Source organism: Actinomycetospora sp. CA-101289 (assembly GCF_050955895.1).
GTDB lineage: Bacteria > Actinomycetota > Actinomycetes > Mycobacteriales > Pseudonocardiaceae > Actinomycetospora.
In genome coordinates this window covers 1414522-1438654 of the sequence record NZ_CP192093.1, presented here as the reverse complement: position 1 = coordinate 1438654, position 24133 = coordinate 1414522, and the positions used below count along the sequence as shown (strand labels likewise).

The 24133-nt window shown below is 75.4% G+C and carries 24 protein-coding genes; 16 read left to right on the top strand and 8 right to left on the bottom strand.

What is annotated here, in order from left to right:
• Window positions 1-6: 6 nt before the first annotated feature.
• Window positions 7-1386: a hypothetical protein gene (locus tag ACQPX6_RS07190; RefSeq protein ID WP_433786496.1), complete on the bottom strand. Its 1380-nt coding sequence runs from the start codon at window positions 1384-1386 to the stop codon at window positions 7-9.
• Between the two features lie 172 nt (window positions 1387-1558).
• Here ACQPX6_RS07190 and ACQPX6_RS07185 point away from each other — a divergent pair, with 172 nt between their 5' ends.
• The 3 genes from ACQPX6_RS07185 to ACQPX6_RS07175 are packed head-to-tail and all read left to right on the top strand — an operon-like array spanning window position 1559 to window position 3776.
• Window positions 1559-2254, top strand: coding sequence for a glycosyltransferase family 2 protein (locus ACQPX6_RS07185; RefSeq protein ID WP_433786494.1), 696 nt, complete (start codon window positions 1559-1561; stop codon window positions 2252-2254).
• A gap of 50 nt (window positions 2255-2304) precedes the next feature.
• Window positions 2305-3060 (top strand): TIGR04282 family arsenosugar biosynthesis glycosyltransferase, encoded by a 756-nt coding sequence (locus ACQPX6_RS07180; protein WP_433786492.1) that lies wholly within the window; start codon window positions 2305-2307, stop codon window positions 3058-3060.
• 5 nt (window positions 3061-3065) lie between these two features.
• Window positions 3066-3776: a class I SAM-dependent methyltransferase gene (locus ACQPX6_RS07175; protein ID WP_433786491.1), complete on the top strand. Its 711-nt coding sequence runs from the start codon at window positions 3066-3068 to the stop codon at window positions 3774-3776.
• Window positions 3777-3788: 12 nt separating this feature from the next.
• On the opposite strand, the gene ACQPX6_RS07170 is transcribed toward ACQPX6_RS07175, so the two are convergent.
• Window positions 3789-5552 carry a S1C family serine protease gene (locus ACQPX6_RS07170; protein ID WP_433786489.1) on the bottom strand — a complete coding sequence of 588 codons (1764 nt, stop codon included), beginning with the start codon at window positions 5550-5552 and terminating at the stop codon, window positions 3789-3791.
• An 84-nt stretch (window positions 5553-5636) separates the two neighbouring features.
• Here ACQPX6_RS07170 and ACQPX6_RS07165 point away from each other — a divergent pair, with 84 nt between their 5' ends.
• Window positions 5637-7214, top strand: a complete 1578-nt coding sequence (locus tag ACQPX6_RS07165) for an ATP-binding protein (protein ID WP_433786488.1) — start codon at window positions 5637-5639, stop codon at window positions 7212-7214.
• Window positions 7215-7265: 51 nt separating this feature from the next.
• Here ACQPX6_RS07165 and ACQPX6_RS07160 read toward each other — a convergent pair whose 3' ends face one another.
• A complete protein-coding gene (locus ACQPX6_RS07160) occupies window positions 7266-7958 on the bottom strand; it encodes a response regulator transcription factor (protein WP_433786486.1) in 693 nt (230 codons plus the stop codon).
• Window positions 7959-8151: 193 nt separating this feature from the next.
• Here ACQPX6_RS07160 and ACQPX6_RS07155 point away from each other — a divergent pair, with 193 nt between their 5' ends.
• Complete coding sequence (locus tag ACQPX6_RS07155; protein WP_433786484.1) at window positions 8152-9372, top strand: L,D-transpeptidase; 1221 nt, start codon at window positions 8152-8154, stop codon at window positions 9370-9372.
• 10 nt (window positions 9373-9382) lie between these two features.
• Here the strand turns inward: ACQPX6_RS07155 and ACQPX6_RS07150 are convergent, their stop codons facing one another.
• From ACQPX6_RS07150 to ACQPX6_RS07140, 3 genes are all read right to left on the bottom strand, one after another.
• On the bottom strand, window positions 9383-9859 hold the full coding sequence (locus tag ACQPX6_RS07150; RefSeq protein ID WP_433786483.1) for an MSMEG_3727 family PQQ-associated protein: 477 nt from the start codon (window positions 9857-9859) through the stop codon (window positions 9383-9385).
• Window positions 9860-9940: 81 nt separating this feature from the next.
• Window positions 9941-10516: a hypothetical protein gene (locus ACQPX6_RS07145; RefSeq protein ID WP_433786481.1), complete on the bottom strand. Its 576-nt coding sequence runs from the start codon at window positions 10514-10516 to the stop codon at window positions 9941-9943.
• 11 nt (window positions 10517-10527) lie between these two features.
• Window positions 10528-11532, bottom strand: coding sequence for a helix-turn-helix transcriptional regulator (locus ACQPX6_RS07140; RefSeq protein WP_433786479.1), 1005 nt, complete (start codon window positions 11530-11532; stop codon window positions 10528-10530).
• A gap of 64 nt (window positions 11533-11596) precedes the next feature.
• On the opposite strand from ACQPX6_RS07140, the gene ACQPX6_RS07135 reads away from it, so the two are divergent.
• From ACQPX6_RS07135 to ACQPX6_RS07085, 11 genes are all read left to right on the top strand, one after another.
• Window positions 11597-12211, top strand: a complete 615-nt coding sequence (locus ACQPX6_RS07135; protein WP_433786477.1) for a TIGR03086 family metal-binding protein — start codon at window positions 11597-11599, stop codon at window positions 12209-12211.
• A gap of 55 nt (window positions 12212-12266) precedes the next feature.
• A complete protein-coding gene (locus ACQPX6_RS07130; RefSeq protein WP_433786476.1) occupies window positions 12267-12647 on the top strand; it encodes a VOC family protein in 381 nt (126 codons plus the stop codon).
• 82 nt (window positions 12648-12729) lie between these two features.
• On the top strand, window positions 12730-13230 hold the full coding sequence (locus tag ACQPX6_RS07125) for a MarR family winged helix-turn-helix transcriptional regulator (protein ID WP_433786474.1): 501 nt from the start codon (window positions 12730-12732) through the stop codon (window positions 13228-13230).
• A gap of 158 nt (window positions 13231-13388) precedes the next feature.
• The gene (locus tag ACQPX6_RS07120) at window positions 13389-14657 is read left to right on the top strand and encodes an FAD-dependent monooxygenase (protein ID WP_433786472.1); all 1269 of its coding nucleotides are present in this window, start codon (window positions 13389-13391) and stop codon (window positions 14655-14657) included.
• Window positions 14658-14701: 44 nt separating this feature from the next.
• Complete coding sequence (locus ACQPX6_RS07115) at window positions 14702-16102, top strand: MFS transporter (protein ID WP_433786471.1); 1401 nt, start codon at window positions 14702-14704, stop codon at window positions 16100-16102.
• Window positions 16099-16986 carry an FAD binding domain-containing protein gene (locus ACQPX6_RS07110; protein WP_433786470.1) on the top strand — a complete coding sequence of 296 codons (888 nt, stop codon included), beginning with the start codon at window positions 16099-16101 and terminating at the stop codon, window positions 16984-16986. The genes ACQPX6_RS07115 and ACQPX6_RS07110 overlap by 4 nt, the downstream gene beginning before the upstream one ends.
• Before the next feature lie 125 nt (window positions 16987-17111).
• Window positions 17112-19448, top strand: coding sequence for a xanthine dehydrogenase family protein molybdopterin-binding subunit (locus ACQPX6_RS07105; RefSeq protein WP_433788208.1), 2337 nt, complete (start codon window positions 17112-17114; stop codon window positions 19446-19448).
• Window positions 19445-19930 (top strand): (2Fe-2S)-binding protein, encoded by a 486-nt coding sequence (locus ACQPX6_RS07100; RefSeq protein WP_433786469.1) that lies wholly within the window; start codon window positions 19445-19447, stop codon window positions 19928-19930. The genes ACQPX6_RS07105 and ACQPX6_RS07100 overlap by 4 nt, the downstream gene beginning before the upstream one ends.
• Window positions 19927-20625, top strand: a complete 699-nt coding sequence (locus ACQPX6_RS07095; protein WP_433786467.1) for an SRPBCC family protein — start codon at window positions 19927-19929, stop codon at window positions 20623-20625. The genes ACQPX6_RS07100 and ACQPX6_RS07095 overlap by 4 nt, the downstream gene beginning before the upstream one ends.
• A complete protein-coding gene (locus tag ACQPX6_RS07090; RefSeq protein WP_433786465.1) occupies window positions 20612-21298 on the top strand; it encodes an isochorismatase family protein in 687 nt (228 codons plus the stop codon). Before ACQPX6_RS07095 ends, ACQPX6_RS07090 begins: the two co-directional genes overlap by 14 nt.
• Window positions 21295-22143 (top strand): alpha/beta fold hydrolase, encoded by an 849-nt coding sequence (locus ACQPX6_RS07085; protein ID WP_433786464.1) that lies wholly within the window; start codon window positions 21295-21297, stop codon window positions 22141-22143. The genes ACQPX6_RS07090 and ACQPX6_RS07085 overlap by 4 nt, the downstream gene beginning before the upstream one ends.
• Before the next feature lie 61 nt (window positions 22144-22204).
• Here ACQPX6_RS07085 and ACQPX6_RS07080 read toward each other — a convergent pair whose 3' ends face one another.
• Both ACQPX6_RS07080 and ACQPX6_RS07075 read right to left on the bottom strand, forming a co-directional pair.
• A complete protein-coding gene (locus ACQPX6_RS07080) occupies window positions 22205-22987 on the bottom strand; it encodes a maleate cis-trans isomerase family protein (RefSeq protein ID WP_433786463.1) in 783 nt (260 codons plus the stop codon).
• A complete protein-coding gene (locus tag ACQPX6_RS07075) occupies window positions 22984-24015 on the bottom strand; it encodes a leucyl aminopeptidase (protein ID WP_433786461.1) in 1032 nt (343 codons plus the stop codon). The genes ACQPX6_RS07080 and ACQPX6_RS07075 overlap by 4 nt, the downstream gene beginning before the upstream one ends.
• Between the last annotated feature and the right edge of the window lie 118 nt (window positions 24016-24133).

Genomic DNA, 24133 nt, shown 5'->3' with positions numbered 1-24133 from the left:
TGCCCGCTACCAGACCGTCGCCAGCAGGCTGTTGACCGCGAGGGCGAGGGCGGCCTGGGCCAGCAGCCACCACCGCGCCGCGGGGCGGGGCAGGAGCACCGCCAGGGGCACGATCCAGAGCGCGAAGGGCAGCCAGATGCGCTCGACCTCGGACTTCGAGAGCCCCGAGACGTCGGCGACGAGGATCGCGGTCAGCGCCGCCCCGGCGAGGGCGAGCATGGCCAGGGGCACCGCGCGCGGGCGCCAGACGGCCCGGCGCAGCCCCGCGACGACGGCCGGCCCGAGCACGAGCACGACGGCCGCGAGGTCGGCCCACACCCAGTACTCGTAGGGCCGCAGCAGGCCGTACTCGAAGGGCTCGTAGTACCGGACCGTCACCTGCTCGTAGCCCTCGTACCACCAGAACCCCGCGGCGGCGAAGGCCGCGACGACCGCGCCCGCGCCCACGCCGCCGACGAGCAGCGGGACCACCCGCCGCGTCACCAGCGCCACCGCGATCGGCAGCAGGCCCGCGAGCACCAGGCCGTAGGACAGGAACAGCGACAGCCCGAGCACGAGGCCGCCGCCCAGGCAGAACGCGACGCCGCCGACCCCGCGGCGGACCGCCCCGAGCGCGAGCAGCGCCACGCCCCAGGCCAGCACCGCCGCGAACATCCCGTCCGCCGACACCCCGACCCACACCGCGCCGGGGAACAGGACCCCGAACGGCAGGTAGGTGCGCGCGACGTCGCGGTCGGTGAGGGCGGCGAGGGTCAGGCCGACGGCGACCACCGCCGAGGCGCCGACGGTGGCCGTGAGGGCACCGGCGTACTCGCCGCCGGGGAACCCGAGGCGGTCGAGCAGGACGTACACCAGCGTCGCCCCCGGCGGGTGCCCCGCCGAGTGCGTCACGAGGCTGTCCGGTGTCTGGCCCGCGATGCGGTCGGCGAAGGTCTGGAGGAAGACCGCGATGTCGGGCGTGCGCGGGATCTCGGCCAGGTACTCCGACGGGGTGGCCAGCCGCTCGGCGACCCCGACATACCACCCGTCGATCGTCGCCAGCGCGAACGTCCACGCCAGTGACGCGGCGTAGGCGACGACGAGCAGCGGGCCCCACCGCAGCCGCCGGGCGACCGCGGGCCCCCCGAGCGCCACGAGGAGCGCCACGAGGACGGCGGGCACGGTGCCCGGCCCCACGTGCGGGAGCCACGACGCCAGCAGCGGCGGCCACCCCACGAGCACCGGGACCCCGGCCTCGATCAACCTCCATCCGACCACGGACGACGCTGTGACCAGCAGGGCGGCGACCACCACCGCGACCAGGTCGCCTCGCAGGCGCAGGGGCCGGCGCGCCGGCGAGGCGGGCTCGTCGGCGGGCCCGGGGCGCCCCCGCAGCAGGCTGGTCACAACCGCGGGACGGTACGGCCGCGCGGTGACCCCGGCGTGAGGAGGGCCGCCCGGGGGGTCGCGGTCCCCCGGCCGGGGCGTCGGACGGGCGCCCGGAAGGACGACGCGCGTTCGGTTGCGGTCGTCCGACCCCACGCGGCGGGTTCACGTCCGACCTCATAGCGTGACCACGATGGAAGGTCGTGTGGACGTCGTGCTCCCGTGCCTCGACGAGGCGGAGGCGTTGCCGGGCGTCCTGGCCGCCCTGCCGGAGGGCTTCGACGCCGTCGTCTGCGACAACGGGTCCACCGACGGCACCCCCGACCTCGCCGAGCGCCTCGGCGCCCTCGTCGTGCACGAGACCCGCAAGGGCTACGGCGCCGCGGTGCACACGGGCCTGGAGGCCACGCGCACCGAGGTCGTCGCGGTGATCGACGCCGACGGCTCGCTCGACCCCGCCGAGATGCCGGCCATGGTGCGCCTGCTGCTCGACACCGACGCCGACCTCGTCGTCGGGCGCCGGGTGCCCCAGGCGCGCGGGGTGTGGCCGTGGCACGCCCGCGTGAGCAACCTCGTGCTCTCGGGGCTGATGCGCGCCCGCGGGGTCGGTGTGCGCGACATCGCCCCGATCCGCGTGGCCCGCCGGCAGGCGCTGCTCGACCTCGGCATCACCGACCGGGCCTTCGGCTACCCGCTCGAGCTGCTGATCCGGGCCGGGGCCGCGGGCTGGCGCATCCGCGAGGTCGACGTCGCCTACCGCCCGCGGGCCGGCGGGCGATCGAAGGTCTCGGGCTCGGTCAAGGGCACCGCCCGAGCCGTCCGCGACATGTCCGTCGCGATCGCGCGCACCCGTCCCGCGGCGGCAGCCGGCGGGACGGGGACACGCTGATGGGCGACGGGGTCGAACCGATCAGGACACCCCGTACGAACGGGTCTGCCATGCGGACCAGTGAGGCCCGCGCGAGGGTCGTCCTCGTGCTGGCGAAGGCCCCGGTCGCGGGCCGAGTCAAGACCCGGCTGATGCCGGTCGCGACGCCCGAGGGCGCCGCCGGCATCGCGGCCGCCGCCCTGCTCGACACGCTCGAGGCCGCCGCGGCCGTGCCCGGCGCCCGCGTGGTCGTCGCTCTCGAGGGCGACCCGCGCATCGCCGAGCGCGCCGACGAGATCGGTGACGCGCTCGCGGGCACCGTCGTCGTCCCGCAGCGGGGCCACACGCTGGGCGAGCGGATCACCGCCGCGCACGACGACGTCGCCGCCGCCTTCCCCGGCGCGGCGAGCGTACAGATCGGGATGGACACCCCGCAGGTCGACGCGGGGCTGCTCGCCGACGCGCTGCACCTCGTGGCCGACGGCGGGGCGGACGCCGCCCTCGGCCTCGCCCTCGACGGCGGCTGGTGGGCGCTCGCCCTGGCCGACCCCCGCGCCGCCGCGGTCATCGCCGCCGTCCCCACCTCCCGCGACGACACGGGCGCGCGCACCCTCGCGGCGCTGCGGGCCGGGCACCCCGGGCTCGACCCGGAGCGCGTGCTCGAGCTGCCGCCCCTGTCCGACGTGGACACCCCGGACGACGCCGTCACCGTCGCCGACCTCGTGCCCACCGGCCGCTTCGCCCGCGCCGTCGCGGACCAGCTCCTCGTCCCCCGGCCGAGCTCAGCTCCGCTCCTCCTCCCCGTTCCCGGAGGCCTCCCACGATGACCCCCATGACGTCGACACCACTGGCGTCCGCGATCCGGCACGCGTCGACGGAGCCGGCCGAGACCGGCGCGGTGTTCGACGCGGCCTTGGCGGGACGACGCCAGCGGCTGGTGCGCGGCGACGGCGTCGTGCTGCCCCTCGCGGTGCAGCGCTGGCACGACGACGCCGACACCGACGACGACTGGCTGCTCGCCCGCTGCGCCGGCGCGACGCTGGACCTGGGCTGCGGGCCCGGCCGCCTCGTCGTGGCGCTGGCCGACCGCGGGGTCCCCGCGCTCGGCGTCGACGTGTCGATCCAGGCCGTCCAGCGCTGCCTCGAGCGGGGCGCCGCCGTGCTGCACCGGGACGCGTTCGAGCGCCTGCCCGGCGAGGGCCGCTGGCAGCACGTCGTGCTGGCCGACGGCAACATCGGCATCGGCGGCGACCCGGTGTCGCTGCTGCGCCGCTGCCGGGCGCTGCTCGCGGACGGCGGCACGATCCTGCTCGAGCTCACGCCCGGCGCGGCCCTCTGGTGCGGCACCGCCTACCTGGAGAGCACCGACGCCGACGAGCCCGTCGACGGCCTCACGGTGCTCGAGGCCCTCGACGCCGGCCCGTGGTTCCCGTGGGCGGTGCTCGGCCCGCACGCGGTCGACGAGGTGGCCGCCGAGGCCGGCCTGGTGATCCGTGCCCGCGCCGAGGGCGACCGCTGCTTCGTGGAGCTCGCGCCGGCCTGAGCCCCGACGAGCTCAGCGGCCGCCGATCACCCGGCTGCCCAGGGTCACGGTGACCTGGCGCTGCCCGCCACCGGGCGACGCCAGCGTGAGGCTCGCGGTCTGTCCCGGCGCCCGGGACTGGATGGCCGCGACGAACGCGTTCGCGTCCTCGATCGGCCGGTCGTCGACGCGCACGACGACGTCCCCGGCGACGATGCCCGCGGTCTGGGCCGGCGAGCCCGGCTGCACGTCGGCCATCGCCGCGCCGCGCGGGGCCGCGTCGGCCACCCCGACGCCGATGACGGCCTGCGTGGCCCGCCCGGTGTCGACGAGCTCGGTGGCGAGGCGGCGCGCCTGGTTGATCGGGATCGCGAAGCCGAGGCCGATCGAGCCGGCCTCCTGACCCGCGCTGCCGGTGACGCTGGCGATCGCGGTGTTCACCCCGATCACCTCGCCCCGGCCGTTGACCAGGGGGCCGCCGGAGTTGCCGGGGTTGATCGCGGCGTCGGTCTGGATGGCGTCGAGGACGCTGCTCTGGCCGGCCCCCGAGCCGCCGGCCTCGACCGGGCGCTGCAGCGCGCTGACGATGCCGGTGGTCACCGTGCCGGACAGGCCCAGCGGCGACCCGACGGCGATGACGGTCTGCCCCTGGCGGAGCTGATCAGAGTTGCCGAGGCTCGCGGCCCGCAGGTCGTTCACCCCGCTCGCCCGCACCACGGCGATGTCGGCGGCCGGCGCCGTGCCGACCACCTGCACCGGCGCCGTGCGCCCGTCGGAGAACACGGCCTCGAGCCCGCCGCCCTGCCCGGCCTGGAGCACGTGGTTGTTGGTCATGATCAGCCCGTCGGCCGAGAGCACGATGCCCGAGCCCTCGCCCGCCGCCCCGCGGATCTGCACCGCGCTGGGCAGCACCGAGGCCGCGATCTGCTCGATGGACCCCGGCGCGGCCTCCGACGGTGCGGCGTCGGGCACCGGATCGTCGAGCGCCGTGCCCTGCGAGGAGCCCGACCCGCCCAGCCCGCCGATCCCGACGGCCGCGAGGGCGCCGCCGATGAGGCCCGCGACCAGCGCGAGCGCGACGAGGGCGAGGGTGCCGGGGCGCCGGCCGCGCTGCGCGATCGCCGGGCCGGGGGTGCCGCCGCCGCTCCAGCCGCCGCCCGGGTCGCGGGGGTAGCCGCCGGGGGGTGTCGACGGGCCGGCTGCCGTGCCGCCCCAGCCGTACCCGCCGTCGCCACCCGGGGGCGGACCGCCGTACCCCGCCGGACCGCCGGGGCCGCCGTAGCCGCCCGGGCCGCCCTCGCGGGTGGGCGGACCGCCCTGCGGCGGGGTCGCCGGGTAGGACGGGGCGCCGAACGCCGACGTCCCGCCCGGGCCGGGGGGCTGGCCGCCGAGACCGAAGGCCGGGGTCTGCTGCGGGCGGCCCGGGAAGCCGCCGCCGGGCGGCTGCTGGGGCTGGGACGGGGCCTGCTGTTGCGGGGACGGCGGCTGCGGCGTGACCGTCGTGGGCGCGCTGTACGGGGTCGCGCCCTCGGTGGCGCCCGCGCGCTCCGTGGTGGTCGTGTCGTACTCGCGGCCGGTGCCCTCGGCCCAGCGCACTCCCCCGGGACCGCCGGGTGCGGCTGGTCCGTTCGGCGCAGGTCCGTTCGGCCGGGACGAGGAGCCCCCGCCCGGGTCGGTGGCCGCGCGCGAGGACGCGCCCGCCCGCTCCGGGGCGGGCGCCGACGTCGATCCGGGCGGCGCGGCGGGCCCCGTCCCGGAGCCGTCCGGGGTGGCGGAGGCGGCGTCGTTCTCGCTCATGTCCCCCAGCCTCCCGCATCGCCTCCGCGCGCGCGCCGACAGGCGCCCCCGCCCGCCGGTGCGCCGACGGGGCAAGCTGGAGGGGTGGAGCGCCCCGTACCCGGCCCGTCGACGGCCGCCGCGCCGTCCGTGGCGGCGCCGACCGGCGTGCCGCCCGACGGCCCCACGGCCACCCCGTCGACCGGAGCAGTGCCCGGTGCGCCGACCGGTCGCGTCCCCGGCCCCGGATCGGCGCCCGCCGACGAGGAGCCCGCGCCGGGCCTGGTCCGCCACGTCCTGCAGGGCATCCCGCTGCGCCGCCGCGTCGGGATCCTCGTCTCGGTGGGCGGTGGGATCCTCGTCGCCCTCATCGCGGTCGCGGTGTACCTCACCGCGCAGCGCGCGCTCTACGACCAGCTCGACGAGAGCCTCGTGCAGCGCGCCACCGTCGCCGCGTCCGGCGACCTCGCCGATCCCGCCCTGCTGCTGCGGGTCAGCTCGGACGCGCTGGCGGCGGGCGAGGTGCGGGTGGCGATCGTGACCGCGAACGGCGAGTTCGTCACGCTCGCCGGCAACAGCCCGCCGCTGGGGGCGCCCGAGATCGCCGCGGCGCGCCGCGACCCGCCGACGTCGGTGCGCACGGGCATGGTCGACGGCGAGCTCCAGCGCGTCGTGGCCGTCTACGCCGGCGAGGGCCGGGCGCTGGTGCTGGCCCAGGAGCTCGACCCGACGCGCCAGACCCTGTCCAAGCTCGCCGTGGTCCTGCTGGTCACCGGCGCCTCGGGGGTGCTGCTCGCGGCGCTGACCGGCGTCGCGATCGCCCGGGCGGGCCTGCGCCCGGTGGAGCGGCTGATCTCGGCCACCGAGCGTGTCGCGCGCACCGGCGACCTGCGCCCCATCCCCGTCACCGGCGGTGACGAGATCGCCCGGCTGACCAGCAGCTTCAACGCCATGCTCGCCGCGCTGGCGTCGTCGATCGAGCGACAACGCCGCCTCGTCGCCGACGCCGGCCACGAGCTGCGCACGCCGCTGACCTCGCTGCGCACGAACCTCGAGCTGCTCGTGGCCTCGGAGCAGGCGTCGGGGCGGCCGGACGCGCCGCAGCTCTCCGACCAGGACCGGGCGGAGCTGCAGGCCGACCTGCGCGCGCAGGTCGACGAGCTGGCCAACCTCGTCGGCGACGTCGTCGAGCTCGCCCGCGACGACCCGCCCGAGGTGGCCGCCGAGCCCCTCGACCTCGCCGACGTCGTGGAGCGCGCCCTCGACCGCGCCCGGCGCCGCGGGGCCGCCGTCGACGTGGTGTTCGACGTCGACCTGGCCTCCTGCGACGTCACCGGCGACGCCAATGCCCTCGAGCGCGCGGTGCTCAACCTGCTCGACAACGCCGCGAAGTGGAGCCCGCCCGGCGGCCGGGTGCGGGTGACCCTGCGCGCGGGCGTCGCACCGGAGCGCCCGGGCACCGCGGTGCTGGAGGTGGCCGACGCCGGCCCGGGGATCGCCGACGAGGAGCTCGACCTGGTCTTCGAGCGCTTCTACCGGTCGCTGGACGCGCGGACGATGAGCGGCTCCGGGCTGGGGCTCTCGATCGTCGCCCAGGTCGCCGAGCGCCACCACGGCGGCGTGTCCGCCGGCCGCGCCCCCGAGGGCGGGGCGCTGCTGCGCTTCTGGATCCCCCGCACCTGAGTACGTGCGTGATCTTCTGAGCCATAGCTCAGAAGATCACGCACATGGGGATCAGGGCGGGGTCTCGCGCAGCACGTAGCCCACGCCGCGGACGGTGTGGATCAGCCGGACCTCGCCCTCGGCCTCGGTCTTGCGGCGCAGGTAGCCGACGTAGACCTCGAGGGCGTTGCCCGTGGTCGGGAAGTCGTAGCCCCAGACGTCCTCGAGGATGCGGCTGCGCGTGAGCACCCGGCGCGGGTTGGCCATGAACAGCTCGAGCAGCGAGAACTCGGTGCGCGTGAGGCTGATCGGGCGCTCGCCCCGGCGCACCTCGCGCGTGATCGGGTCCAGCGACAGGTCGGCGAAGCGCAGCGGCTCGGGGTCGGGCGCGCCGGTCTCGTCGGGCACCCGGCGCCGCAGCAGGGCGCGCAGCCGGGCCAGCAGCTCCTCGAGGGCGAAGGGCTTGGCCAGGTAGTCGTCGGCGCCGGCGTCGAGGCCCGCGACGCGGTCGGACACGGCCTCGCGCGCGGTGAGCACGAGCACCGGGATGTCGTCGCCCGCGTTGCGCAGGCGCCGGCACACCTCGAGCCCGTCGACGCGCGGCATCATGACGTCGAGCACGAGGGCGTCCGGACGCTGCCCCTCGATGGCCTCGAGGGCCTGCTGTCCGTCGGCGGCGAGCTCGACCTGGTAGCCGTTGAACGCCAGCGAGCGGCGCAGCGAGTCGCGCACCGCCCGGTCGTCGTCCGCGACGAGGATCCGCATGGGCCCAGTGTGGGGCCGCGGCCTGAGACCTCGCTGAGACCGCCGCCCGGCGAACGTCGAGGTCAGGGCCTCGACCGTCGATCGAGACCTGATCGACACCTCACGACACGCAACCGGTTCACGCTCCCGGCGTCTCGGTCGGGCGAGGATGGTACGGCAGAATGTCCCGTATCGGGGCGAGGGGGACGGTGTGGTGAGGACGCAGCGCGGCCGGTCGGGGCCGGGTGTGTGGCTCGATCGGGCGTGGAGTGCGCCGATCGTGGTGGTGCTGGCCCTGCTGGCCCTGGTGGCCGGGTGCAGCACCGGTCCCGGCGGTTCCTCGGCGGCCGGACCGCCGCCCGTGCCCCCGGTCGCGCTCGCCGCATCGGTGGGGCCGGGCGCGGTCGACGTCGCCCCGGCCGAGCCCCTCGTGGTGTCCGCGGCCGGCGGCCGGCTGACCTCGGTCACCGTCACCCCGGCCGGCGGTGCCGCCCTCGCCGGCACGGTCGACCCGTCGGGCACCCGCTGGACCAGCGCCGCCCTGGCCTACGGCACCGACTACCGCGTGCAGGCCGTCGGCGTCGACGAGCACGGCACCCCGGGCGCCCCGCTCGACCAGACCTTCAGCACCGTCGCCCCCGAGCAGACCCTCGAGGTCGCCAGCATCCGGCCCACCGACGGCCAGACCGTCGGCGTGGCCATGCCGATCTCGATCACCTTCGACGCGCCGGTCACCGACCGCGCCGCCGTCGAGCGCCGGGTCGCCGTGACCACCTCGGTGCCCACCGAGGGCTCGTTCCGCTGGATGTCCGACGAGCAGCTCAACTGGCGGCCCAAGGAGTACTGGAAGCCCGGCACGCAGGTCACGGTCGACGCGCGCCTCTTCGGGGTCGACAGCGGCGAGGGCCTCTACGGCGCCGAGGACACCGCGTTCTCGTTCACCGTCGGCCGCGACCAGCGCGCCCGCGGCGACGTCACCGCCCACACGCTCGTGCTGTACCAGGACGGCCAGGAGCTGCGCAGCATGCCGGCCTCGTACGGCCGCGACGTCTACCCCACGCAGTACGGCGTGCACGTCGCGTTCGAGAAGCACGAGGTCAAGCGGATGCGCTCCGACACGTGGGGTGGGCCCGCCGAGGGCCAGGCCGGCTTCTACGACGAGGACCTCCCGCTCGCCGTGCGCATCTCCAACAACGGCGAGTTCGTGCACGTCAACGCGGCGACGGTCCGCCAGCAGGGCCGCAGCAACGTCTCGCACGGCTGCGTGAACCTGTCCCCGACCAACGGCCAGTTCTTCTTCAACTGGGTGCAGATGGGCGACCCGGTGGAGATCGTCGGCTCGGGCCGCCCCCTGACCACCCGCGACGGGGACATCGCCGACTGGACGATCCCGTGGGAGGAGTACCGGCAGGGCTCGGCGCTGGCGTCGGCCTAGCGCCGATCCCTCAGGGGCGCGGCTGCGGCGGCCGGTCGATCCTGGCCGAGTCGGGGACCTCCCCGCCGAAGACGAGCGCCCCGCAGAGCCCGCGGCCCTCGTCGTTGCCCGTCGTGGAGCTGTACCAGTGGATCCCGGGCCCGTCGAGGTTCAGCCGGGCGCGGCCCTTCGAGTGGTTCACCAACCAGAGGATCTTGGCATCACCGTTGTTGGGCAGCACCGCGCAGTGGGTGTTCCTGTCGTCGTTGATCAGCGTGAGTTCGACGTCCCCGCCGTGCGGGAAGACGAGGATGCAGGGGTCCCAGACCAGCTCGTCCTCCGGGATCCGGACGGTGGCGCGCATGACGCCGTCGGATCCCTCCTCGGCGTAGCCGATGTTCCCGGTGCCGACCAGGCGCCCGAGCGCGGTCCTGTTCTGGCCGTCCAGGCCGGCGGCCGCCAACTCGGTGTCGCTGGCTCCGGCTCGCTCGTCGGCGGTGCTGGTCACGTCGACCTCCTCGGCGTTCGGCGTAGGAGCGGATTGTGCCGATCGGCCGAGACGTTGGGAAGGCCGCGCCGTGCGGTGCGGTCAGAACTCCGCGCGGACCAGGCCCAGGACCTCAGCGCGCCAGTCGGCGTAGGCCTTGCCGATGGCCTCGCGGCTGCCGGCCTGATCGGGGCTCGACGAGCGCTCGTCGTCCTCGCTGGTGAGCTTGGCGGCGATGTCGGTGGCGCTCCAGTCGGGGCCCGCGGTGCGCACGACCAGGTGCCCGGGCGCCCGCTCGGCGCGCAGGGCGTGGGCGAGCACGCGCATGAGCGCGGTGCGCGCCTGCTGGTCGTCGGGGGCGTCCACGTCGACGTTGGTCTGGCCACCGACGAGCACCACGGTCGCCGACTCGGCGAGGGTGGGCAGCACGGTCTCGGCGGCCCGGAAGCGCGAGAGCAGGCCCTCGGAGAGGAACTGCTCGACGCGCGAGACCAGGCTGCCGTGGCGCGGCGTCATGGCCACCGGCAGCTGCACGTAGGCGTCGAACGTCGTGTCGCGCACGACCTCGCCGAGCCGGTCGAGCGTGTCGACCACCGTGGTCTCCGCCCCCGTGGCCCGGATGGCCTCGGCCACCTCCGTCAGTCGCTCCCCGCCGCCGGTCACCAGCACGCTCGTCATGGCGCGTGACCTTAATGGGGCGAGCGGGGCTCCGGCAGGGACGATCGATCCAGCTCGGCTGTGTAGAGCGCCACCACGCGCCTCGCCGCGTCGGCCATCTCCGCGCGGAGCTCGTCGGGGCCCACCACCTCGACCGTCTCGGCGTAGCCCAGGAGCGCGGCCCGCGCGGCCAGCAGCGACCGGAACGGGGCGACGAGCACCTCGCGCCCGTCGGCCTCGACGCCCTCGTGCCGCCACGGGCCCGCGAGCTGGGCGAGGTGCACCCGGCGCAGCGTCGGCGCCCACGCCGGGTCGACACGCAGCCGCACCTCGACCTCGGCACTCGGCGTCTCCAGCCGGTCGCGCAGCTCGACCCAGACCTCGGCGAGGTCGCGCTCGTCGGGGCGGCGCGCGGGCACGCCCGTCGCGGCGACCTCGCGCACCCGGCTGACGCGGAACATCTTCGGGACCCCGCGGTGCGCGGCGACGAGGTACCAGGTGCCCGCCTTGCTGACGAGGCCGTACGGGTCGACGGTGCGCCACGGCGCCGTGGGCGCGTCCGCGGTGGCGTAGCGCAGGCGCACGCGCTCGTCGGCCACCAGCGCGGCGTCGAGCGCGCGGAGCGCGGGCAGGTCCTCGGGCGCCCGGCGCCAGCCCTGCTGCTCGACGAGCAGCCGGCGTCGGGCCCGGTCGACCCCGGGGCGCCGGGCCTCGGGCAGCGCCGCGAGCAGCTTGCGCGACGCCGAGGCCAGCGCCGGGCCCAGCGCACCGCCATCGGCCGACGAGCCGAGCGCGACGACGGCCCGGACCTCCTCGTCGGTCATGCCGGTGACGTCGGTGCGGTAGCCCTCGACGAGCACGACGCCCCCGCGGCGCCCGCGCTCGCAGTACACGGGCACGCCCGCGGCCGAGAGGGCCTCGACGTCGCGCGCCACGGTCCGCGTGGACACCTCGAGGCGCCGCGCGATCTCCGGCGCCGCCATCCGCCCGTGGGTCTGCAGCAGCAGGAGGGTGGCCAGCAGCCGGTCCGAGCGCACGCCGTCGAGGATGCCGCAGAATCAGGACAGCAGGTGTCCGGTATGGGGGCGCAGAGTCCTCCCCATGACCGCACCGGACCCCCGCCCCCTGCTCACCCGCGCGCTCGGCCAGGTCGGCGACCTCGTCGCCGCCACCCCGCCCGAGGCCCTCGACGCGCCGACCCCCTGCGACGACTGGGACGTCCGCACGCTGCTCGCGCACCTCGTCGGCGTCCACCGCCGCATCGCCCACGTCGGCGGCGGCGGGCTGTTCTCCGAGGTGTCGTCGATGCCCGACGTCGCCGCCGACCGCCTCGCCGCCGAGCTCGCCGCCGCCCGCGCCGACGTCGACCGCAGGTGGGGTCTCGACGGTTCCGACGCCCCGGTGCTCGACCGCGAGCTCACCGTGCCCTGGGGCACCATGCCCGGCCGGTTCGTCGGCTTCGGCTACGTCCAGGAGCTCACCGTGCACGCGTGGGACCTCGCCGCGGCCACCGGGCGCACCGCAGGGCTCGACGATGCGCTGGCCGCGGCCGTGGAGGACACCGCGCACCGCGTGCTGCCGGCCGAGCCCCGCGGCGGCCCGATCCCCTTCGGCCCGCCCGTGCCCGCCGCGCCGGACGCCGCGCCCACCGCCCGGCTGGTCGCGTGGCTGGGCCGCGACCCGGCGTTCGCGGCGGGGACGCTCGCCGACCGATGAGTCCGGCGCCCGCGGGGCGTCCCACCCCGGACACACCGATCCAGGGAGACGCCCCATGGCCCAGCCCGTCGTCCACTTCGAGATCACCGGTCGCGACCCGGAGGCCCTGCGGCGCTGGTGCGCAGGGCTCTTCGGGTGGGAGTTCGAGGTGCCCAGCCGGGTGGCCGAGGGCATCTCCGACCCGGACGCGTACGGCTTCACCACGCCGGACGCGGGAGGGCCCGGCATCCCCGGCGGCGTCGGTGGCGGACCGGGCCACACGCCCGGGACGGTCTTCTACGTCGCCGTCGACGACGTCGAGGCCGCCCTCGATCGCGCCGAGGCGCTCGGGGGCCGGCGGGTGTTCGGCCCGGCCGCGGCGCCGTCGGGCCTCGTCGTCGGCCACGTCGAGGACCCCGAGGGCAACCGGATCGGCCTCGCCGCCCTGCCCGGGTGACGCCCGGCGACCCGTCGCGATCCGTTCCGGGCACGTACTATCGGTGACGGGCGGGCAGCGAGCGGAGGGCGAGGTGGGGGCCGTGACGAGGTCGACGACGCACGGCGGCACCCCCCGCGGCCGAGTCAGCCCGGACCCGCCGCCCGACCTCGTGGCCGCGCCGGGCTACGGCGCTCGGCGGCTCTACCAGGCCTACCTCGCGGCGTGGAACCGTCATGTCGACGCGGTGCTCACCGGGCCGCAGTTCGCGGTGCTCTCCGCCGTCCGCGCCTACCCCGACGCCGACCAGACCGCGCTGGCGTCCGCCGTCGCCCTCGACACCTCGACGATGGCCGACGTCTGCCGCCGCATGGAGCGCCGGGGCCTCATCAGCCGCCACGCCGCGCCGCACGACGCGCGGGCGAAGGTCCTCACGCTCACCGACGACGGCGTCGCGGCGCTGGCCGAGACCAACCGCCGGGCCCGTGCCCTCGACGACGCCCTGCTCGCCGGCTGCCCGTCCGAGCAGCGCCCGCACCTCGCGGCGCTGCTCAACGACCTCGGCGCGCAGTGGGAGGGCATCGCGGACCGCGACGCGATCTGAGCGCCGCACCCCTCGCGAGCGACCCAACCGGCTCCTCCCGACGGAGCATCCGTCGGTCACGGCCGCGTTTCGGGACCCGTCGAACTATTGCGTCCTCGGATAGTACGTGCTCGGATATTCCTCACGGAGCGATCCAGCACACACCGGGAGGCGGCCAGATGGCGAGCCAGTCGTTCGAGGTCACCATCGTCGGCGGGGGCCTGGGCGGGCTCTGCGCGGCGCTGTCCCTGCGCCAGCGCGGCCTGCGGGTCACCGTGGTCGAGGCCGCCCCCGAGCTCGGCGAGATCGGCGCGGGCATCCAGACCGCCCCCAATGCGAGCCGCATCCTCATCGGGCTCGGGCTGCGCGCCCAGCTCGAGGCGATCCGCACCCAGCCCGAGGACCAGGTCCGCCGGCGCTGGGCCGACGGCAGCATCATCGCCCAGCTGCCCCTGGGCCAGCGCGTGATCGACCAGTACGGCGCCCCCTACTGGCACTACCACCGCGCCGACCTGCACCGCGTGCTGCTCGACGCCTGCTCGGACCCCGAGCTCCCGGGCCCCGTGGTCGCGCTCGCGACCGGCGCGAAGGTCGTCGAGCTCGACCGCCGCGACCCCGCGCGCCCGGTGGCCGTCGCCGAGGACGGGCGCCGCTTCGCCGGCGACGTGTTGGTCGGCGCCGACGGCATCCGCTCGGCCGTGCGGGACCTCGCGGGCTTCGAGGACTCGCTGGTCTTCTCCGGCGAGATGGCCTACCGCGCGCTGATCCCCGGCGAGCTCGTCGCCGCCGACCCGGCCACGCGCTTCCTCGTCGACCGCTACCACTCCACGATCTGGTACGGCCCCGACAAGCACCTCGTGCACTACATCCTGCGGAACGGCCAGTACCTCAACGTCGTCGCGATCGTCCCCTGCTCGGAGACGATCGAGCGCGACTGGAGCGGCCCGGCGACCCCCGACCAGCTCGCGGCCGACTTCGCCGACTGGGACGACCGGGTGCCGGCGATGCTGTCGAAGGCCAAGCCGGAGGACGTCTCGCTCTGGGCGATGTACCGGCGCCGTCGCGACCCCGTCTGGGTCGACGGCCGCGTCGCCCTGCTCGGCGACGCGTGCCACGCGATGCTGCCCTACCAGGCCCAGGGCGCGTCCCAGGCGATGGAGGACGCCGCGGTGCTGGCCGAGGAGCTGGGCCGCGTGACGCGCGACGGCATCGACGGCGCCCTCGTGCGCTACGTCGACCGCCGCGCCAAGCACGCGGGGATGGTCCAGGACGCCTCGCTGCAGAACATGGCCTTCTACCACCTGCCCGACGGCCCCGAGCAGCGCGAGCGCGACGAGAAGCTGCGCCGCTTCGACGGCGAGTCCGACGTCTCCTACGACTGGTTGTGGAACGGCAGCCCGCTGCAGGACCACGACACCGAGTCCATCCACTACCAGTTCGCCCGCTGATGCGCGGACGGCCCGACCTCACCACCCGCGACGGGAGCGAACCCATGCGCACCGGAGACCAGATCGTCCAGGACCTGCCCTGGCGATGGGGCGTCCAAGGAAAGATCTTCCTCATCGGCGGCCTCGGCTACATGTTCGACGCCTGGGACGTCGCCCTCAACGGCTTCCTCACCCCGCTCGTCGGCACCGAGTTCGGGCTGACGCCGGGACAGAAGGGCCTGGTCGCGACGGCCAACCTCATCGGCATGGCCGTCGGCGCCGTCGCCTGGGGCACGGTCGCCGACCGCATCGGGCGCAAGAAGGCCTTCAGCATCACCCTGCTGATCTTCGCGCTGTTCTCGGTGCTCGGGGCGCTCTCGCCCAGCATCGAGCTGTTCCTCGCGCTGCGCTTCCTCGCCGGCGTCGGGCTGGGCGGCTGCATCCCGGTCGACTACGCGATCGTCAGCGAGTTCTCGCCCCGCAAGAGCCGCGGCCGCGTCCTCTCGGCGATGGACGGCTGGTGGCCGATCGGCGCCACGCTCGCCGGCGTCTCCGCGACGCTGCTCGTGCCCGTCACGGGCAACTGGCGCTGGATGCTCGTGCTGATGATTCTGCCGGCCCTGCTGCTGTTCTGGATCCGCCGCGGGGTGCCGGAGTCGCCGATCTACCTCTCGCGCATGGGCCGCGAGGCCGAGGCCCGCGTCGTCATCGACGACCTCGTCGCCCGCACCGGCACCACGCCCGAGCCCTACGTCATCCCGCCCGCCGTGCAGGAGGACAAGCGCGGCGGGGCCTGGGCCGCCGCGATCGACCAGCTGCGCCGCGTGTGGGCATTCAACCCGACGATCACCGGCGTCGCCTGGTCGCTGTTCATCGCCGTCATGCTCGTCTACTACGCCGCCCTGAGCTGGATGCCCTCGATCCTCAAGGCCGAGGGCTTCGGCGAGATCGCCGCGTTCGCCTCCACCACGCTGATGAACGCGCTCGGCATCGTCGGTGTCGCGATCTCGGTGCTGGTGGTCGACCGCTACGGCCGCAAGCGCGTCATCGCCATCGCCGGCCCGGTGGCCGCGGCGACGCTGGTGCTGTTCTCGCTGCTGCTCGGCACCCCGACGCTGGCCGTCATCGCGATCGGCGCGTTCGGCATGTTCGCGCTGATCGTCATCCCGGTCATGTACGCCTACGTCTCAGAGCTCTACCCGACCGAGCTGCGGGCCTCGGGCTTCGGCTGGGCGTCGTCGTCGAGCCGGGCGATCACCGGCTTCGCCCCGCTGCTGTTCGGCAGCGTGCTCTGGCCCGTGCTCGGCCTGCCGCTGACCTTCACCCTGCTCGGCCTGCTCGTCGTCGCCGCGGTGATCTTCATGTGGGTGGGCGCGCCGGAGACCGCCGGTCGCGAGCTCGACCGCATCACCACCGACGTGCCGGACACCCCGGCCCCGACCGGCACCGAGCGCACCCGGGCATGAAGCCCGCCGCGTTCACCTACCACCGCGCGCACGACGTCACCGACGCCGTCGGGCTGCTCACCGACCTCGCCACGGCGGGCGAGGACCCGAAGCTCATCGCCGGCGGGCAGAGCCTGATGCCGATGATGACGTTCCGGCTCGCCCGCCCGTCGGCGCTGGTCGACCTCGGGCCGCTGCGGCGGATGCCGGCGATGACGGCGGTGACCGACGGGCGCGACGCGCTGACCCTCGGCGCGCTCGTCACCCACCACGCGGTGGAGACCGTCGCCCTCTCCCCCGGCTTCGCGGTGCTCACCGAGGCGATGCGGTGGGTCGGGCACCTGCCGATCCGCAGCCGCGGCACGGTCGCGGGCAGCCTCGTGCACGGCGACGCCACCGCCGAGTGGTGCCTGCTGGCGCTGCTGCTCGACGCCGTCATGGTCGCCGAGGGGCCCGCGGGGCGCCGCGAGATCCCCGCGGACGAGATGTTCCACGGCTTCTACGCCACCGCGGTGGAACCCGACGAGGTCGTCGTCGAGGTCCGCTTCACCCGCCCGGCGCCGCACGCGGCGCTCAGCGAGTTCGCCCGCCGCCACGGGGACTTCGCGATCGTCGACGCGGCGGTGGCGCTGGATCTCGACGGTGACGCCGTCACCGGTGGTCGCGTCGTCCTGGGCGGTGTGGCGCCGGCCCCGGTGCGCGTCCCCGAGGCCGAGGCGGTGCTGGCCGGCGGCGGCGTGGTGGGCGGGGAGGCCGGCGGAGCGCTGTTCGCCGCGGTCGCCGACGCCGCGGCCGCCGCGATCGACCCGCCCGACGACCCGCCGGTGACCGCGGCCTACCGCCGCCGGCTCACGCGCACGCTCGTCGCGGACGCCTGCCGCCGCGCCGCGGGGGTGCCCCGGTGACCACCACCGACGCGCCCGGTCTCCCCGCCGACGCGGACCCCGACCGCCCCGAGGGCGGCGGCGACCACGGCACTCCCGCCGAGCCGCGGTTCGACGGGCACCGCGGCCGCTGGGTCGGCGCCTCGATCCCGCGCCACGAGGACCCGCGCCTGCTCACCGGGCGCGGCCGCTTCCTCGACGACATCGCGCTCACCGGGATGCTGCACGCGGGATTCGTGCGCGCCACCGTCGCGCACGGCCGCGTGACGGAGCTGGACCTGTCCGCGACCCGCGCGGTCCCCGGCGTCGTCGCCGCCTACGACGCCGCCGACCTCGCCCTCGGCGACATCGTGGCGATCCTCGACCGCCCCGCCGAGGAGTTCACGCCCACCGCGATGCCGGTGCTGGCCCGCGACAAGGTGCGGTTCGTGGGCGAGCCCGTCGCGCTGGTGGTCGCCCGCGACCCGTACGCGGTGGAGGACGGCATCGAGGCCGCGCGCGTCGCCTACGACGTGCTCGACGCCGTCACCTCCGCCGACGCCGCGCTCGCCGCCGGCGCGCCGGTGGTGCACGACGAGGCCCCCGACAACGTGCTGCTCGACGTGTCCATGTTCGACACCCCGGGCGTGGACGAGGCGTTCGCTGCCGCGGGAACGACCGCCACCGGCTGCGTCGTCGAGGTCGAGACCCACAGCGCCCGCCAGAACGCGCTGCCGCTGGAGACCCGCGGCGCCCTCGCGTCGTGGGACGCGCGCGACGACCAGCTGCTCGTGCAGACCACCACGCAGGTCCCCCACCAGGTGCGCACGATGGTCGCGCGCTGCCTCGGCGTCCCCGAGCGCACGGTGCGGGTGACCGTGCCGGACATGGGCGGGGGCTTCGGGCAGAAGTGCGTCGTCGGGCGCGAGGAGATCGCGGTCGCCGCCGCGGCGCAGCGCCTGCACCGCCCGGTGAAGTGGATCGAGGACCGGCGCGAGGCCCTCACCGCGGGCTTCCTCGCGCGCGAGCAGCACTACCGGACCCGCGCGGCGTTCGACGGCGACGGCCACATCACCGCCCTCGACGTCGACGTCGTCTGCGACATGGGCGCGTACTCCTGCTACCCCTTCACCGCGGGCATCGAGCCGCTGATGGCGTCGGCGGAGATGCCCAGCGTCTACCGCGTGCCCGCCTATCGGGTGCGCGGCCGCGCGATCACCAGCACCAAGGCCCCCACCGCCCCGTACCGCGGGGTGAGCCGCCCGCAGTACGTCGTGGCGATCGAGCGGGTGATGGAGCGCGCGGCCCGCGAGCTGGGCCTGGACCCGGTGGAGGTCCGCCGGCGCAACGTCGTCACGCAGTTCCCCTACACCGGCGTCAACGGGGTCACCTACGACCCGGGGACCTACCGCGAGTCGCTCGACCTCGCCGAGTCGATCATCCGTGACGAGGGCTGGTACGACGAGCGGGACCGGGCCGCGGCGGCGGGCCGGCACCTCGGCATCGGCTTCTGCTGCTTCTCGGAGCGCACCGGCTACGGCTCCGAGGCGTTCGCCAAGCGCAAGATGACCGTGGTCCCCGGCTTCGACCTCTCCGAGATCCGCATGGACACCACCGGCGCCGTCGTCGTCACCAGCGGCACGATGAACCACGGCCAGTCCCACGAGACGACGTTCGCGCAGATCGTGGCCGACCGGCTCGGCATCGACACCGCGCGCGTCAAGCTGCGCCAGGGCGACACCGAGCGCATCGCCTACGGCTGGGGCACGTTCGCGTCCCGGTCGGTGACGATCGGCGGGTCGGCGGTCGCGCTGGCCTCCGAGCGCCTGGGCGAGCTGCTGTGCCGCATCGCCGCGCACCTGCTCGAGACGCGCCCGGAGAACGTCGCGCTCGACGGCGACGGCGGCGTCGCGCAGCTCGACGACCCGGACCGGCGGCTGTCGTACGAGGACATCGCCGACGTCGCCTACCTGCGCAGCCACCTGCTGCCCAAGGACGTCGAACCCACCCTCACCGCCACCGCGAGCTTCGACGTCCCCGGCGACGGGACGTTCTCCAACGCCACCCACGCCGTCGTGGTCGAGGCCGACCCGGGCACCGGCGCGATCCGGATCCTGCGCTACGCGTGCGTCGAGGACTGCGGCGTCGTCATCCACCCCCAGGTGGTCGAGGGGCAGTGCCGCGGCGGGATCGCGCAGGGCATCGCGGGCGCGCTGTTCGAGGAGGTCACCTACGACGCGCAGGGCGAGCCGTCGGCCGCGTCGTTCATCGACTACCTGGTGCCGACGGCGACGGAGATCCCCGACATCACGATCGCGCACCTCGAGACGCCGTGCGCGTTCACCGCCAACGGCGCGAAGGGCGCCGGCGAGGGCGGCACGATCGGCGCCCCGGCCGCGGTGCTCAACGCCGTCAACGACGCGCTGCGCCACACCGGCGTCGAGCTCGACACCACCCCGATCCACCCCGCGACGGTGCTGGACGCCCTGGAGGGCCGGCCGTGAACGATCCCCACCTGCTGACGCTGCAGGTCAACGGCGAGGAGCACGAGGTCGTCGTCGAGCCTCGGCGCACGCTCGCCGACGTCCTGCGCCACGACCTGCGCCTCACCGGCACCCACGTCGGCTGCGAGCACGGGGTGTGCGGGGCGTGCACGGTGCTCCTCGACGGCGCCCCGACCCGCGCCTGCCTGGTGTTCGCGGTGCAGGCCGAGGGCGCCGACGTGCGCACCGTGGAGTCCCTCGACCACGACGGCGAGCTGTCCGACCTGCAGCAGGCGTTCAGCGCGCACCACGGCCTGCAGTGCGGGTTCTGCACGCCCGGCTTCCTCATGCTCGCCGAGGGCGTGCTGGCCGAGCAGCCGGACGCGTCGCGCGAGGAGATCCGCGAGGCGCTCTCGGCCAACCTGTGCCGCTGCACCGGCTACCAGACCATCGTCGACGCGGTGTGCGCGACGGCGGCCTCGCGCAAGGAGCGTTCCTCGTGATCCTGGACAACCACCTCGCCGTCCCCGCCGACCCGGACGCGGTGTTCGCGCTGCTCAACGACGTCGAGCGGGTGGCGGGCTGCCTGCCCGGCGCGACGCTCGAGGGCCGCGACGGCGAGGCCTACCGGGGCCGCGTGAAGGTCAAGGTCGGGCCGATCAGCGCCGCCTACGCGGGCACCCTGCGGTTCACCGAGGTCCTGCCCGAACAGCGCACCCTGCGCCTGTCGGCCCGCGCGACGGACGCCCACGGCGCCGGCGACGCGGAGGCCGACGTCGTCCTGTCGGTGGCCGAGGCCGACGGCGGCGCCACGCTCGACCTGCACACCGACCTCCTGGTGCGCGGCAAGATCGCGCAGTTCGGCAAGGGCGCGATCACCACGGTCTCGAGCCGCCTGCTCGACCAGTTCGCCCGCAACCTCGCCGGCGAGCTCTCTCCTGACCGGGAAAACGGCACCTCCGGTGCCAGCGTGGGGGCCACGCTGGCGTCCAACGCCAGGAAAGCCCCCACCTCGCCGGCCCCGGCGGCCGCCGACGAACCTCTCGACGGCCTCGCGATGCTCCTGCCCGCGGGCACCGGGCGCTACGCCGCGCTCGCCGCCGTCGCCGGCCTGGGCCTGTTCCAGGGCTACCTCCTGGGCCGCCTGCGCGGGCAGTCCCTGCTGATCGAGGAGCTGCGCCACCGTGGCCGACGCTGAACCCGACACCCGCGCCGGGCTCCACGGCCCCGACACCGACGCCGCCCTCGCGCGCGCCGGCTTCGGTGCCGCCGTCCCCCGCGGACCCCGGCCCGCGCTCGTCGTCGTCGACCTCACCCGCGGCTTCACCGAGCCCGCGTTCCCCTCGGGCTCCGACCTGACCGCCGAGGTCGACGCCACCAACCGCCTCGTCGCCGCCGCCCGCGCCGGCGGGGTGCCGGTGCTCTGGACCGTCATCGCCTACACCCCCGCCGAGGCCGACGGCGACGCGCTCGCGTGGCTGCGCAAGGCCCCGGGCATGCGCGCGCTGCGCGAGGGCAGCGACGCCGTCGCCCTCGACCCGCGCCTCGACCGTCGCGACGGCGACCACCTCGTCGTCAAGAAGGGCGCGTCGGCGTTCCACGGTTCGGCGCTGGCGGGCCTGCTCGCCGGCCTGCACGTCGACACCGCCGTCGTCTGCGGCGCCACCACCTCGGGCTGCGTGCGCGCGACGGCCGTCGACGCCGTGCAGTCCGGTTTCGACACCCTCGTGGTCGCCGACGCCTGCGGTGACCGCGCCCGCGGCCCGCACGACGCCGCCCTGTACGACCTGCAGGCCAAGTACGCCGACGTCGTCGCCCTCGACGACGCGGTGGCCTACCTCGACGACCCCTTCCGGAAGGCCGAGCGGTGACCGAATCGCCCACCCAGCGCGTCCTGACCCAGCCCGCGGTCGCCGACCTCGCCGAGACCCCGGCGGTGAGCCGCTGGGTCCGGTCCGGGGCGACGAGACTGCACCTGCTGGACTTCGGGCCCGAGGATCGGACACCGCTGCTGATCGTCCCCGGCATCACGAGCCCCGCGATCGCCATGGACTTCGTCGCCCGCGAGCTCACCGACCTCGTGCGCCCGATCGTGCTCGACGTCCGCGGCCGCGGCCTGTCGGACAACGGCGAGGGCTACGACCTCGACGCCTACGCCGGCGACGTCGCCGCCGTGGTCGACGGCCTGGGCCTCCGCCGGCCGATCGTGCTCGGGCACTCCATGGGCGCGCGGATCGCGGCCGTCGCCGCCACCCGGCTCGACCTGCGCGGCAGCGTGCTCGTCGACCCCCCGATGAGCGGCCCCGGCCGCGGGCCCTACCCGACGACGCTCGAGGCGTTCCTCGGCCAGCTCGACCAGGCCCGCCGCGGCACCGACGCCGACGAGGTCGCCGCGTCCTGGCCCCGCTGGGCCCGCCGCGAGCAGGAGCTGCGCGCCCGCTGGCTGGGCTCCATCTCGCGCGACGCGATCATCGCCACGCACCAGGGCTTCGAGTCCGAGGACTTCTTCGCCACCTGGCCGTCGGTCCCCGCCCCGACCGTGCTGATCCACGGCGGCGACAGCCCGGTGGTCACCGCCGCCGGCGCGGAGGAGGCGGCGAAGGCGAACCCGGACGCGTCGATGGTCGAGGTCCCGGGCACCGGCCACATGGTGTTCTGGGACGACCCCGAGGCGGCGATGACCGCCACCCGGGACGCCCTGCGGTCGATGATCTGAGCGGCACCTTCGCTCGAACTACTCGAGCGAAGGTGCCGTTCGGTCGGACCGGCGGTGGCGCTCAGGCCGCCCGGGTCACGCCCCCGGGGTCGGCGACGCCACCGCTGAGCAGGTGCCCCGCGCCCGGCACCCGCGTCTCCAGCCCCAGCTCGGACAGGATGCGGAAGGTCGTGGCGGTGGCCGCGGAGAGCACCGGGATACCGACCTCGTCCTGCACCGGCTCGATCGACGGCAGCGACGGCATCTGCACGCAGCACGAGAGCACGAGCGCGTCGGCACGCGACAGGTCCAGACGACGGTGGTGCTCCCGCAGGTCGGCGGGGTCGAGGCGGGCGACGGCGAGGTTGTCGGGCACCTCGAGCGACAGCGAGTCGACGACCTCGACGCCGGCGTCCTCCAGGTACGCGACGACGGCGGCGGTCAGCGGCTTCATGTACGGGGTGATCAGGGCGACCCGCCGCGCCCCCAGCGCCGCGATCCCCGACAGCAGGGCGCCCGCCGACGAGATCACCGGCACCTCGGCGCCCTCGGCGCGCAGGGCGCGGGTGATGTCGTCCTCGGCGGTGCAGTGGAACCCGGGGCCCTGGGCCATGATCGCGACCAGACAGGCGGTGGCCACCACGCCGGGGCGGACGTCGGCGAGCTCGGTGGCCGCCCGCGTCGCCTGGGCGTTCATGGCCTGGAGCTCCTCGGGCGTCACGTGCTTCATGCGGGCCCGGGCGGCGTGGAAGACGAAGCGGTCGTGGGGGATCGCCTGCTCGCGCGCCGCGAACATCCGCGGCAGCTCGGTCTCCATCGTCCGGTTCGAGCTCGGGACGATCATCCCGATGTGGTGGTCGGTCATCGCTTCCCTGCCGGTCGCATCTCGGGGACGGTCAGCTCACCCTTGTCCACGATGAGCTCGTCGTCGAGGTAGAGCGAGTTGCCGCGCATCGGGATGTCGAAGTGGCACGGGGTGTCGTTGGGCCCGCCGAGCTCGTTGTTCGGGCCGATCGAGAACATGACGTTGCCGTAGAAGCTGCGCAGCTCCATGCCCATGCCGCCGCCGAACTGCGTGAGCCCGTGCCAGTGGGCGCGCTCGTCGAGACCCCACCCGACGTGGGACATGCCGTAGCCCCGCGGGTCCTCGAACGACGCGATGTACGACGCGAGCAGCTCCGCGTCCAGCCCACCCCGGATGTCGCGGATGAACCCCTGCTCGATCGTCAGCGTCACCGGGGTCTGCACGTAGGTGTTGAACGGCAGCAGCACGTCGCCCGGCGAGAGCACGATCTGCCCGTCCACGCCGTCGTCGGCGCCGCCGGTGAACACGAACGCCGCGGGCCAGTGGTCCCACCGCCCGGGGGTGTCGGTGTAGCCGTACTCCGACATCGTCGGGTACACGCCCAGCCGGTAGGTGACGTCGGTGCCGTTCGCGCTGGTGATCCGCATCGACGACGCCTTCGCCAGCAGCTCCGCGCCGGTCTCGACGCGCTCGCGCAGCTCGGTGGTCGGCATCAGCCGCGCCAGCAGCTCCGGGGGCTCGACCGCGGTCAGGATCCGGGTGCCCGCGTCCTGGATCGCGAACTGCTCGGGGCTGAACAACAGGAACGTGCAGTCCACGACCATGTCGACCGCCTTGAGCGCCTCGACGGCCAGCGGGTTGCGCCCCAGCCCGGAGTCGCCCACCGCCCACGCCCCGCTCGCGCTCGCCGGCGCCGGCAGGCGCAGGTGGTAGCCCGCGGCACCCAGCTGCTGGATCGCCCACAGGAACGCGTCGGCGTACTCACCGCGCTCGGCCCCGCGCGTGAGCACCGCGACGGTCTCGCCCTCGCGCACCCCCGAGAGCCGCAGCTGCTGCAGGCAGATGTCGTTGAACAGGTTCTGGTCCATCACGACCACCTCCATCGCCAATCCGAACACGTACTATCCGAGCACGCAAGGATTCGTACGGGATCGTCACCGAACTGCCTCCGCACGGAGGAGCCCACGCGTCCGCGTCACCACCGCC